Here is a 12,971-nt window from a genome sequence, read left to right as displayed (position 1 = left end):
ATTTCTGCCCGAACGTTTTGTGGTTTTAAGGGTTTACTTTTCCGACACCAGCATTTGAGACCACTTCTGATTTGACATTGTTCACGTTAAGCAAAGAGTAGTTATAAGGAGGGTTGTACGTACCTGTAGAAGACGTTGGCAGACTGCCTGAGCTGTTAATATATGAGTTGTTGATGACATGCCATGTACCGACCTGGCGGCTGTCCCAGCTGCCGATCGCATTTTTTGTATTTTCAAATACGTTGTGCTCAATTCTCATTTTTGCGCCCATACGAGAGTTAATCGCAGTTGTATGGATACCTTTATAGTAGTTGTTATACACATGACCTTCCCCAAAGCGCATAGATGGTACACGAGAATTCAGGTTTTCAAAACGGTTGTTGTGGAATGTGATTTTACGGTTGTAGTTGTCGTTATCAGAGCTGCCCATGAGCATCGTTTTCCAGCTGTCATGAACATAGTTCCATGAGAAGGTAATATAGTCGGAGTCATTTTTCACATCAAATAATCCATCATAATCATCTTTACCAGAGTTTAATGTATTGTACAATTCATTATGATCGACCCATACGTTTTTAGAAGCGCCTTCGATTCCGATGGCATCCTTGTCACCGATGTTGCTGTGATGGATTTTCAGGTTGCGGATGATGATGTTATTGGCACGCCATACTTTAATGCCAATTCCATTAAATTCACCTTTCGTGCCTTTGCCGACGATTGAGACATTGTTTGTATCTTTCACATCGATTTTATTGGCAGATGTATTAGAAGGGGTTATCGTCCCGTCGACAACAATTTTTAATTTTTCGTTTGTTCCTTTACTTTTGAGGGCAGCCAATAGTTCATTTCCAGTTTTGACTGTGACGGTTTTACCGCCTTCACCGCCTGTTGTACCGCCATTTAATGTGGAGAATCCTTGTTGATTAAAATTGGCCATAATAGAAGGGCTTTCGGGATACTTTGCTGCCGCTTTTGCCTCCCCATTTGGTGCAAATAATGAAGTCACGAGACCAACCGCTAACACACCAGCTAACATTGGAACTTTTTTCTTCAAAGTCAACATCTCCATTCATTTTTGTTTTGATGTAAACGTTTCCAAAAATAAGCTGCAATTCCACTGCTCCTCCTTTTTTCGCCAGTATCGCCTTTTTCGGAATGTAGGAAGAGCATAGCATGCAAAAAGGTATCATCGGCTAAGAATTGGCGCTGTGTATTCCATGATTTTCTAGAGAACTAAGGCCATGATTATTTTATTTTCATCTAAATGAGACAAGGATCATTGACGATAGGTATTGGGATGACCTAGTGATTATGGGGGGGAGCATCTCCGCTTGACGGAAAATCAGAACGCATCATTTTGTTAGAGACGAAGGAATGTCATAATCATTACATAAGAAAAAACTGGTTATTCAATGCTTCAAATACAACAAGCTAAAAAAATAAAGTCTATTTTGAACGATATCGTCATACGTGTCGTCTCATGAATAAGAGAAGAAAAAGGAAGGAGGGGTGTGTTTGGAGCAGACAGAAGAGACATTATTGATTCAGCGGGCAAAACAGGGGGATGATGCTGCATTTACAGCCCTATATCGTCATCATTATTCCTTTCTTTACCGTTATATAATGAAGCTCACCCTTCAACAAGAGCTTGCAGAAGAAATCATGCAAGAAACGATGCTGAAAGCGTACATGAAACTCTCTTCATTTAGAGGAGATTCCTTATTTTCAACATGGCTCATATCCATTGCATCTAGACAATTTTTGGATCACCAGAAGAAAAGGAAACGTGAACAATTGAGGGAAGGAAAGGCGAATCAAGAGACGATACGTCGTTTTAAATGGGAGGTTCAGCAAAAGGGCTATACATGGCATGAGATGTGGGATGCTCTAAACGAATTGAAGGCTGAGGAGAGAGCACCGATTATTTTGCACTATTATTATGGCTTTACTTATCCAGAGATTGCTTCAATGCTCGGGATGAGAGAAGGCACTGTGAAGTCGAGGGTTCATCATGGATTAAAGAAAATTCGAAAGGAGTGGTCTCAGTGAAGGAAGATCAATTCACAGAACGTTTAAAGGAAGAGTTACAGCAGCTAGATGAACAAATTGAAGTGAAAGAGCCAAGTGAACAGGCTGTCATGATCATGCTGAAGCAGGCGAAGGAACAAGAGAAAAGGCGTTTTAAACAAGAAGTACTGGCGTACGTTCTCATCAGTCTGACCATTCTGGCACTATTTGTCGCTGCCATCACCCATATGCCTATCATCTTCATTCTTCTTCAAGTAGTGAGTGTGCCACTCTGCGTCGTTGTCGGCATCAAGGAATATCAACATATTAAAGGAGGGTCTTCCTTATGAGTCAGACGGAGATGATCATCTTATTGTGCGCATTGCCGTTACTATTTGCGCAGGGCTTTCTTTTATTTATGGATGCAAAGAAAAGAGGACGTTATAAGTGGTTTTGGGGCATTGTCGGTTTAATTAACTTCCCATCGTCTTCTATTTTATATTGGCTTTGTGTCGTGTACCCTGATCGAAAAAAAGAGGAGAAGATCCGAAAAAATTGAGCAGACGGCCTATAAAACTTTAGGCCTTTTTTTCGTGTTGAAGATCAACTAGAAATCATTCATGGTTCATCTAATTGTCAAAGAGTGCGGGATATATAACGTCTAAATCATGATTTCTAGCTCAATAGTCATTCTGTAAGAGATACTTTCTAAAAACGATTGCGGCGGCTGCTTGATCCATCTCAAATCGGCATCATTTTCATCTGTTATCAGTATTGATCAGTTTTTACAAATGGTGTTAAATTAATCTCAATATGCGTTAGAAAATCTAACAGGATAAATGTGTGAAGATATACAAAGGAGGCAGATGAGACATGTTGACCTTAGATCGAGCAGCACAAACAGCACAAAGCTACATCGACCGTGTGTTAGAAGAGGTGGAAAAACGAAATCCTGGTGAGGAGGAATTTCAGCAAGCCGTAAGAGAAATTCTAGAATCACTCGTTCCTGTTTTTGCAAAGCATCCAGAGTATGAAAAACAAGGCATTTTAGAACGACTCATCGAGCCTGAGCGGCTTGTGGTATTTCGCGTACCATGGGTAGACGATGAGGGGAAAGTACAAGTCAATCGGGGATTTAGGGTTCAATTCAATAGTGCCATCGGTCCTTATAAAGGAGGCATTCGTTTCCACCCATCTGTCAATGCAAGCATTATTAAGTTTTTAGGATTTGAACAAATCTTTAAAAACGCACTGACTGGTATGCCGATCGGTGGAGGAAAAGGTGGATCAGATTTTGATCCTAAAGGAAAATCGGATGGAGAAATCATGCGTTTCGTCCAAAGCTTTATGAGTGAACTCAGCCGATATATTGGACCTGATCAAGATGTACCAGCAGGTGATATTGGTGTAGGGGCACGCGAAATTGGCTATATGTTCGGGCAGTACAAGAAAATGCGTGGTGCTTATGAGGCAGGTGTGCTTACAGGAAAAAGCCCTGGATTTGGAGGCAGCTTAGCGAGAAAAGAAGCGACAGGCTATGGATTGGTGTACTTTATGGAAGAAATGTTAAAAGCGCATGGACTTCAATTTGAAGGACGTTCAGTTGTTGTGTCTGGTTCAGGAAATGTGTCTATTTATGCGATGGAGAAGGTCATAGAGCTAGGCGGTAAGGTCGTTGCGTGCAGTGATTCAAGCGGAGCGATTTATGATCCACAAGGCATTTCATTAGAAACAGTGAAACAGCTGAAGGAAGGAAGCAATCAACGAATTGGGGCATACAGAGACATTCACCCGCATGCTGAATTAATTGAAGATTGCGAACAAATTTGGTCTGTTCCTTGTGACATTGCGCTTCCATGTGCAACGCAAAATGAAATATCTGAGATGCAGGCACAGCAGCTTGTGGAAAATGGTGTCATTGCGGTAGGAGAAGGAGCCAATATGCCCTCTACTCTAAAGGCAGTCAAAGTTTTTGAACAGAATGATATTCTTTTTGCGCCGGCAAAAGCGGCGAATGCTGGCGGGGTAGGTGTCTCAGCACTGGAAATGGCGCAAAATAGTGCAAGAATGTCTTGGACTTTTGAGGAAGTAGATGATCAGCTGAAACAAATGATGCAGACGATTTATCGTCAGTGTACAGAGACAGCTGATGAATATGGACACTCTGGAAACTTAATAGTAGGAGCAAATATTGCAGGATTTCGCAAAGTGGCAGATGCGATGATCGCACAAGGCGTGATTTAACTCCTGCTCTCCCGCACCTGTTTATTTCATGACAAGATGGGGAATCTTCTTTGTAAGAATGACAATAAGGAGGCGCGGGAGAAATGAAAAAATGGCTGAAACAAATTTTTAAATGGGCACCTGTGATTTATCCAGTGGTGAGAAAAATATATAAAGAGCGGAAAGCATCTAAACGTCGTAACGTATCAGCCGGATAATCCGGCTTTTTTTTATGCATACATACCGATTGCGCAATGAATGAAAAAAAAAGATAGATTTGAATGATCCAAGTCATGCCTCACTCCGTTAAGTACATAACAAACGGAAAGAGGAGGCAATAACAGATGAACATGAAAAAAGCGATTTTAACCATCCCGCTTAGCGCAGCATTACTATTTCCGGCAGCTCATAGCGCAAGTGCACACGAAGGACATATGCATGGAGAGGCAAAGAAGACATCTTCGTCACAAGAGGTGTCAAACAAAGCAACCGATCTTCGAGCAGCTCTAGACCAGCTGTTTTCAGAGCACGCTTATTTAGCAGTCATCACGATGCAAAAGGGAATTGATGGCAGTAAAGATTTTGATCAAGCAGCGGCAGCGCTAAACGACAACACAAATGATTTATCGGATGCCATCGCCTCTGTGTACGGAAAAAAAGCAGGGAAACAATTTAAAGACATTTGGTCAAGTCATATCGGCTACTTTGTTGACTATGTGCAAGCAACGGCAAAGAAAGATGAAGCAGGTAAAAAGAAAGCCATGAAGCAGCTTGACCAATATCGCATGAAACAAGCCGATATGCTCGATCAAGCAACAGACGGCAGATTGAAAGCTAGCGAACTAGAAGAAGGCTTAAAAATGCACGTCAATGAACTGTTAAAAGCGTTTGATAGCTACACTGAAAAGGATTTTGATACGACCTATGAAACGGTTAGAAAATCTATTCATCATATGTTTGAAGTAGGCAAAGGCGTATCGTGGGCGATCACAGATCAATTTCCTGGGAAATTTGATCACAAATCAGTCGACACACCAGCCGCAGACCTTCGTGAAGATTTAAACTACTTGTTCTCAGAGCATTTGGCGCTTGCGGTCGTTGCTATGCAAAAAGGAAATGATGGCAGCAAGGACTTTGATCAAGCAGCTGCAGCTTTGAACGAAAACACAAATGATTTATCAGATGCGATTGCCTCTGTTTATGGCAAGGATGCAGGAAAACAATTTAAAGACATTTGGTCAAGCCATATCGGTTACTTAGTTGATTATGTCAAAGCGGATGCATCAGGAGACAAAGAAGCGAAAGAAAAAGCTGTGAAAAACTTAGATGCGTATCGAATGAAGCAAGCGAAATTTTTAGATCAAGCGACAGATGGACGTTTGAAGGCAGCAGATTTAGAAGCTGGCTTAAAAATGCATATTGATGAACTGATCAAAACATATACGTCATACCATAATGGCGATTATGATCAGCTTTATCCAACAGTGCGAGAGGCGTACGGTCATATGTTCATGGTTGGACAGGATGTCGCATCAGCAATTGTTGATCAGCATCCTGAAATGTTCAAATCCAAGATGCCTAATGAAATGCCTAAAACAGGTATGGGAGGTACAGCCGGTCCTCTAGGTATGTCATATGAAGCCTTTGCGGGATTAATCGCTAGCTTGATCCTAGCCGGTGGTGCAATGGGTGCGTTCTTCCTTATTCGCCGCAAGACATCAAATTAAGCTCGTAAAAACTAAAGGGGAACGTGCACATTTGTGCCGTTCCTTTCTTTAAAAGGAGGCAGACTGATTTGAAAAGATGGGTGTTTGGTCTTCTGATGCTGCTCACCATCACGGGCTGCGCATCAAAATCAATGGATGATTTGTCATCTGCAAAAACAACCTCATTTCCTGAAAAAATGACAACAAACCAAGCTGCAAAACAGTCTCATGCACAAAACATGTTAAAAGACGAACCGTCCGGTATTGTTCCAGCTGAAATTGCTATTCCAGCGATTGATGTCAAAGCAAAAGTAGAGAAAACCACTTTATCTAAGGATGGCAGTATGGGCGTTCCAAAAAATACGGACAACACAGCTTGGTTTAAAGATGGTCCAAAACCAGGAGATAAAGGGAATGCCGTCATGAATGGTCATGTTGATAATAAATGGGGACCTTCTGTTTTTTATCGACTAAAGGAGCTAAAAAAGGGAAATAAGGTGATCGTGACGTCCTCATCAGGAAAAAAGCGAACCTTTGAAGTCATCAAAGTGCAAAGTTATCCACGTAAAGAAAAGCCACATGCATTTTTCGGGTATGCCTTTACACGGAATCTCAATTTAATCACATGTACAGGGACATTTGATCATGCAGCAGGAACTCACGAAAAAAGATTGGTTGTCTTTACGCAGCTGACCTCTTCATAAAAAAGGCGATGACACGAAGGTGCAGCGCCTTTTTTTCATTTCTTCCAAACGGTCCTACAAAAAGATTCATAGGTCATTAGAAATGGTTTGTTGTATAAATAGGGGCGTTTGTCATATAAATGAGTTGGCAATTTTTATTTCTTTTCAGTAGAATATGAGTAATGAAGAGAACTGCAAGCGTATACAACCTGTCCAGACAAGGCAGATTCTCCACCCTTACATAAGGAGGCCGATCTGATGCTGAGTAAAAGACTGGCGCACATTTTAAGTCAGTTAATGGCAGCGGAGAACCCGCTCACAAGCGCTGCGCTTTCTGTCAGCTTACAAGTGACAAGCCGCACCATTCGTACAGACATCAAGGAACTGAACGACCGTCTCGCTCCTTATCAAGCGTCTGTAATAGCTGTTCGAGGAGCTGGTTATGAGCTGTTGATCAACGATGAGAATGCCTTTCGCCGTTTTATGAAAGAAGAGGTCGAACAGGAAGAGCCGCTGGCTGTTCTGCCGGAGGAGCGTGTTCGGTTTATTTTAAAAAAGCTCCTTCTCGCAGAGTCTTATGTGAAACTGGAAGACTTACAGGAACAGCTGTTTATTAGTAAATCGACGATGAGTAACGATATGAAATGGGTCAAACGCAAGCTTGAGCCTTTTGATCTGAAGCTAGAAGCAAAGCCGAATAAAGGCTGCAGGCTCAAAGGATCGGAGATGAAAATCCGTTATTGTATGTCAGAATATCTATTCAGTGAACGGCGATCTTACCAAACGATGCTGAACACAGCAGTGACCATTTTGCCGAAACATGAATTGGAATTGATTCAGAAAACAATCATTGATTATATCAATAAAGAAAGAATGAATCTATCAGACATTTGCATGAATAATTTAATCGTTCATGTTGCGATTGCCTGCAAGCGGATTAGGCACGGGAACTATGTATCTGTCTTGCCAGAGGAAATCAATGAGATTCCACAGGCAAAGGAATACAAGGTCGCTAAAAAAATAGTGGAATGCCTTGAAGGACTGCTGGACGTTTCTTTTCCACAAGAGGAAATCGTCTATATCGCCATTCATTTATTAGGAACAGCCAAAATGGTACAGTCCTTTTCATCGAGCGGTCAAAAACAAATTGTGGATGATGACACGAGCCGTCTTGTTCAGCTCATGCTGAAAGCCATTGACCAAAAATTGCAGCTGAATTTAGCGGGAGATGCGGAATTGCTGATTGGGCTCAGTCTGCACTTAAAGCCAGCCATGACCCGGTGTAAATATGGGATGAACTTAAGAAATCCGATGCTGGATGAAATAAAGGCGGGGTATCCACTTGCCTTTGAAGCAGGAATTATCGCCAGCCGGGTGATTGAAGAAGAAACGGGTCTATGTATTCATGAGAATGAAATCGGATATATGGCGCTTCATTTTGGTGCGGCTTTAGAACGGAGAAAGATGGAGATTCCACCGAAGCGATGTCTCATCGTCTGTGCGTCTGGTGCAGGAAGTGCAAGACTGCTTCAAGATCGTCTGCGGTCACAATTTGGGTCGAAGCTGACCATTTTAGGCACAGCAGAGCTTTATTCGCTTCCACATGTCTCTTTACATGCGCTTGATTTGATTATTACAACGGTCCCGATTCAGATGGATATATCGATTCCCGTCATACAAGTGAATACGATTTTGGGAGGCGGCGACTTTTTGAAAATTGAAGAAGCCCTGACGAGTGAAACAAGAGTGACATTGGCCTCTCAATATATGAAAAAGGAATTGGTTTTTACAAAACGCGCCTTTCAAACAAAGGAAGAGGTCATCACCTTTCTCACGGAAAAAGTCATCGACATGGGCTTAGCATCAGCAGAGCTTACATCTTCTGTGATGGAAAGAGAAGAGGCTGCTCCCACATCCTTTGGGCATTATACAGCCATTCCGCACCCTATGATGCCGCTGACAGAAGAGACGTTTTGGGCGATATGTACATTAGAAAAACCGATCATATGGGGAGAGAAAAAAGTTCAATTTGTCTGCTTGCTTTGTGTCGAAAAAGAGAATGCAAAAGATTTAAAAGGGATGTACCGTCTGCTGGGCGAGCTTGTGCACAATGTGAAATTCATTCTGCACCTCATCGCCTGTGATACATTTGAAGACATGCTCGATATCATGTATAAAAAGACCCCTTCGTACAAGAATTAACTGTGTGATCTTAACTTTTTCCGCTTCCTAAAGGAAAAAGTATAGGTGTTTATGAAAGCGGTTTCATAATATGATGAATGTGTAAAGAAAAGCTACACACTTTCAAAAGGGGGCGTTTACACATGAACATCTTATTGGTTTGTGCAGCAGGTATGTCAACAAGCTTACTAGTCACAAAAATGGAGAAAAGCGCACAAGAACAAGGAAAAGACTATCGTATTTGGGCAGTATCTGGAGATTCAGCAAAAAATCATATTGATCAAGCCGATGTGCTTTTATTAGGACCACAGGTTCGATATTTATTACCACAAATGAAAAAGCTCGGAGAAGAAAAAGGGATTCCAGTCGACGTCATCAATACCGTGCATTATGGCGTATGTAATGGGGCTGAGGTTTTAAAATCTGCTGAACAGTTAGTGAACGGATAAAGGGGGCGGAAGGGATGAATGGATTCAACCGATTTCTAGAAGAGAAGGTCATGCCGTTTGCAGGGAAGATTGCCGCTCAAAGACATTTACAAGCATTGCGTGACGGAATTGTTTTAACCATGCCTCTCATTATTGTCGGTTCACTGTTTCTCATTTTAGCCAACCTTCCGATCCCAGGATACAGCGATTTTATGGCAAGTATCTTCGGAGCAGAATGGGCCACGAAATTATCCTATCCTGTTAATGCAACCTTTGACATTATGGCACTTGTTGCAACTTTCGGGATTGCCTACAGGCTTGCTGAAAAGTATGCAGTGGATGCCCTATCATCTGGTGCAATCGCTGTTGCAGCATTCCTTTTGGCGACACCATATCAAGTTCCTTTTACACCTGAGGGCTCAACAGAAGCCATCCTAGTAGGTGGGGGAATTCCAGTCACATTGATGGGCAGTAAAGGGTTATTCGTTGCCATGATTATTGCCATGCTTTCAACTGAAATTTACCGATTCATTGTCCAGCGGAATATCGTCATTAAGATGCCTGATGGTGTACCGCCAGCAGTGAGTAAATCGTTTATCGCACTTATTCCAGGTTTTGTGGTCATCACACTGATCTGGGTCGCTAGACTTTTGATTGAGATGACACCATTTGAAAGTATTCATAATATTATCACGGTCTTAATTGGCACACCGCTTTCCATTCTTGGTGGAAGCTTAGGCGGAAGTATTGTCGCCATAGGCGTGCAAATGCTCCTCTGGGCTTGTGGTATTCACGGAGCAACCATTGTCGGCGGCGTCATGGGACCAATTTGGCTCGGTGCGATGGATGAGAACCGTCTTGCATTCCAAGCAGGAGAAGTGCTGCCAAATATCTTCACAGCGCAGTTCTTTGAAATCTTCATCAATGTCGGCGGAAGCGGTGCAACGCTTGCCTTGGTGCTGACGATGATCTTACGTGCCAGAAGTAAACAAATGAAACAGCTTGGCCGACTTGCCATTGGGCCAGCCATCTTTAACATCAACGAACCGATCATTTTCGGAATGCCGATTGTCATGAACCCAATGCTTTTGATTCCGTTTATCCTTACGCCAATCATGATGATCATTACCACATATATCGGAATGAGCACAGGGCTTGTGGCAAAACCGGCGGGGATTGCAGTTCCATGGACGATGCCCCCTATCATTTCAGGCTATCTCGCCACAGGAGGCAAAATCTCTGGCGCTGTCATGCAGCTGATTAACCTGGCGTTGTCATTCGCTTTATACTACCCATTCTTTAGAATGTGGGATAAGCAGAAATTAAAAGAAGAAAGTGAACTAGAAACAAAAGCAACAACTGATGAAAATGTCGTCAGCATGTAATAGAGGGAACAAGGGGGATGCGGCCGATGGAAATGGAACAAATTGTGTTTCAACTCATCTTACACGGCGGGAATGGCAGAAGCTCCGCGATGGAGGCCATTACATGTGCAAAGGAAGGAAACTTTGATGAGGCGAAGCAAAAATTGCAGGAAGCACAAGACGCGTTAAATGAGGCGCATCACGCACAGACAGAGCTGATCCAAGGAGAAATTAGAGGAGAAAAGACCGACATCAGTCTCTTAATGATCCATGCACAGGATCATCTCATGAACGCAATGACTGTTAAGGAGCTTGCGGCGGAAATCATCGAGCTCCATGAAAAAATGAAGCAACTTGGAGGTGTCAATTCATGAAAGATGGAATCAAAATTGTCACAATAGGCGGAGGATCGAGCTATACGCCTGAGCTTGTCGAAGGATTTATCAAACGATATCATGAATTGCCTGTAAAGGAATTATGGCTCGTGGATATTGAAGCGGGTCAGGAAAAGTTAAACATCGTGGGTGCTCTCGCGAAACGCATGGTCGAAAAAGCCGGGCTTCCGATTGAGGTACACCTGACACTCGACCGCAGGGAAGCCCTGAAGGACGCAGATTTTGTGACAACACAATTTCGTGTAGGACTGCTGGAAGCACGGGCAAAGGATGAGAGAATCCCGCTTAAATATGGTGTCATCGGTCAGGAAACGAACGGACCAGGTGGCTTATTTAAAGGTCTTCGAACCATCCCAGTCATTCTAGACATCGTGAAGGATATGGAAGAGCTTTGTCCAGATGCATGGCTTGTGAACTTTACAAATCCAGCCGGCATGGTCACAGAAGCTGTGCTGCGCTACACGAATCTAAAAAAAGTAGTCGGACTATGCAATGTCCCAATTGGGATAAAAATGGGGATTGCCAAGGCGCTTGATGTAAATGTTGAACGGATCGAGGTACAGTTTGCAGGCCTCAATCACATGGTCTATGGATTAGATGTGTATTTAGACGGGGTCAGCATTATGGATCAAGTGCTCGAAGAATTAGGAAATCCGAATAGTCAGTGGTCTATGAAGAACATTGAAGCGAAAGACTGGGAACCTTCTTTTGTGAAAGGCTTAGGGGTCATCCCATGTCCATATCATCGCTATTACTATAAAACAAAAGATATGCTGGAAGAAGAGCAAAAGGCAGCCCAAGAAAAAGGAACAAGAGCAGAGGTAGTCCAGCAGGTTGAGCACGAATTATTTGAGCTCTATAAAGATCCTGATTTATCGATTAAACCACCGCAGCTCGAAAAAAGAGGCGGGGCATATTACAGTGATGCGGCATGTAACTTAATCAGCTCCATCTATAATGATAAGCATGACATCCAACCAGTCAATACAGTAAACAGAGGGGCGATTGCCAGCATTCCGGCTGATTCAGCGGTTGAAGTAAACTGTATCATTACGAAGGACGGACCAAAACCAATTGCGACGGGTGATCTGCCTGTGGCTGTGAGAGGGCTCGTTCAACAAATCAAATCATTCGAGCGTGTGGCAGCAGAAGCGGCAGTCACAGGAGATTACGAGACGGCTCTTGTAGCAATGACGATCAATCCGCTTGTCCCATCTGACGAAATTGCAAAGCAAATTTTAGATGAAATGCTCGAAGCGCATCGTGAATATTTACCGCAATTCTCCAAATCAGTCAAAGCATAAAACAAAATGGCCCCTTTATGGGGTCGTTTTTTTTTCATGGCCCCATATGGAAATTCAAGAAAGAAGTGTATGATAGTAAAAAACAACATGTATGGCTTCAAAGAAGGGACGGTTTGAGTATGGTTGCAATTGGTTTAATGCTTTACGGTTTTGTCGTTCAACCTCTGTTGAGTTATGGCACAGTGGTCTTGTTTTTGTATGGCATCATCGCTTCATTTATTGGTCTTATTCGTCATAGACAGTATGTGTGGATGTATGTTCTTCGCCTGCTCGTTTGTTTTACCATTCCAGTAACCAACCTGTTGATGTATTTCGCAACAATTGGTGGAGATGAAAGAGACTTTGATTTTCAGCCGATGCCGTTTGTTTATTATCTTGTCTTTTTCATAGAAATCATCATCGTCTTTTTACCAGAGATCTTTTTACTAATTGAAAGAAAGCGGAGCATCAAAGGGAAACAGTGGATATATGCAGGGGCGATTGTGGGGGTATCGGTCTTATTTTGGTGCACGATTTGATGGGAGGCTGACTGGACATCTAAGTCTATTTCGCCTTTTTACTGCGTAACCTTTTTCGTCTCACCTTTACAAAAGTAATAGAAAGAACAAAGATAGAAATTCCGAGAAACTTAAATAGAACACGGGTGTGGAACGGTGAATCGTCGAAACCTGTAGCGATGA

The 12,971-nt window shown here is 42.6% G+C and carries 14 protein-coding genes; 13 read left to right on the top strand and 1 reads right to left on the bottom strand.

Features of this window, described 5'->3' with window-relative positions:
* Positions 1-25 precede the first annotated feature (25 nt).
* A complete protein-coding gene (locus tag MHI16_RS17875) occupies positions 26-1,063 on the bottom strand; it encodes a pectate lyase (protein WP_058013874.1) in 1,038 nt (345 codons plus the stop codon).
* 452 nt (positions 1,064-1,515) lie between these two features.
* Between MHI16_RS17875 and sigY the strand changes: the two genes are divergently transcribed.
* The 13 genes from sigY (at position 1,516) to MHI16_RS17810 (ending at position 12,809) form a co-directional block, all read left to right on the top strand.
* Entirely contained in the window at positions 1,516-2,049 is a 534-nt protein-coding gene (gene sigY, locus MHI16_RS17870) for an RNA polymerase sigma factor SigY (protein ID WP_058013355.1), read from the top strand.
* A complete protein-coding gene (locus MHI16_RS17865) occupies positions 2,046-2,357 on the top strand; it encodes a YxlC family protein (RefSeq protein WP_058013356.1) in 312 nt (103 codons plus the stop codon). The genes sigY and MHI16_RS17865 overlap by 4 nt, the downstream gene beginning before the upstream one ends.
* The gene (locus MHI16_RS17860; protein ID WP_268466904.1) at positions 2,354-2,566 is read left to right on the top strand and encodes a transcriptional regulator; all 213 of its coding nucleotides are present in this window, start codon (positions 2,354-2,356) and stop codon (positions 2,564-2,566) included. The genes MHI16_RS17865 and MHI16_RS17860 overlap by 4 nt, the downstream gene beginning before the upstream one ends.
* Before the next feature lie 314 nt (positions 2,567-2,880).
* The gene (gene gdhA, locus MHI16_RS17855) at positions 2,881-4,251 is read left to right on the top strand and encodes an NADP-specific glutamate dehydrogenase (protein ID WP_058013358.1); all 1,371 of its coding nucleotides are present in this window, start codon (positions 2,881-2,883) and stop codon (positions 4,249-4,251) included.
* A gap of 83 nt (positions 4,252-4,334) precedes the next feature.
* The gene (locus tag MHI16_RS17850; protein WP_003214702.1) at positions 4,335-4,448 is read left to right on the top strand and encodes a hypothetical protein; all 114 of its coding nucleotides are present in this window, start codon (positions 4,335-4,337) and stop codon (positions 4,446-4,448) included.
* Positions 4,449-4,574: 126 nt separating this feature from the next.
* Positions 4,575-5,957: a hypothetical protein gene (locus MHI16_RS17845; RefSeq protein WP_058013359.1), complete on the top strand. Its 1,383-nt coding sequence runs from the start codon at positions 4,575-4,577 to the stop codon at positions 5,955-5,957.
* A gap of 68 nt (positions 5,958-6,025) precedes the next feature.
* On the top strand, positions 6,026-6,640 hold the full coding sequence (locus MHI16_RS17840; protein ID WP_058013360.1) for a class F sortase: 615 nt from the start codon (positions 6,026-6,028) through the stop codon (positions 6,638-6,640).
* A gap of 237 nt (positions 6,641-6,877) precedes the next feature.
* On the top strand, positions 6,878-8,821 hold the full coding sequence (locus tag MHI16_RS17835) for a BglG family transcription antiterminator (protein ID WP_058013361.1): 1,944 nt from the start codon (positions 6,878-6,880) through the stop codon (positions 8,819-8,821).
* 122 nt (positions 8,822-8,943) lie between these two features.
* A complete protein-coding gene (locus MHI16_RS17830) occupies positions 8,944-9,249 on the top strand; it encodes a PTS sugar transporter subunit IIB (RefSeq protein WP_003214824.1) in 306 nt (101 codons plus the stop codon).
* A 14-nt stretch (positions 9,250-9,263) separates the two neighbouring features.
* Complete coding sequence (gene celB / locus MHI16_RS17825; protein ID WP_058013362.1) at positions 9,264-10,613, top strand: PTS cellobiose transporter subunit IIC; 1,350 nt, start codon at positions 9,264-9,266, stop codon at positions 10,611-10,613.
* Between the two features lie 26 nt (positions 10,614-10,639).
* Complete coding sequence (locus MHI16_RS17820) at positions 10,640-10,966, top strand: PTS lactose/cellobiose transporter subunit IIA (protein WP_058013363.1); 327 nt, start codon at positions 10,640-10,642, stop codon at positions 10,964-10,966.
* Entirely contained in the window at positions 10,963-12,291 is a 1,329-nt protein-coding gene (locus MHI16_RS17815; protein ID WP_058013364.1) for a 6-phospho-beta-glucosidase, read from the top strand. The genes MHI16_RS17820 and MHI16_RS17815 overlap by 4 nt, the downstream gene beginning before the upstream one ends.
* 119 nt (positions 12,292-12,410) lie before the next feature.
* The gene (locus tag MHI16_RS17810; RefSeq protein ID WP_058013365.1) at positions 12,411-12,809 is read left to right on the top strand and encodes a hypothetical protein; all 399 of its coding nucleotides are present in this window, start codon (positions 12,411-12,413) and stop codon (positions 12,807-12,809) included.
* Positions 12,810-12,971: the final 162 nt, after the last annotated feature.

Origin of the sequence: Bacillus sp. FSL K6-0923 (assembly GCF_038630825.1) — a bacterium.
Lineage (GTDB): Bacteria > Bacillota > Bacilli > Bacillales > Bacillaceae > Bacillus > Bacillus pumilus.
This window is presented reverse-complemented; position numbering and strand designations above follow the sequence as displayed.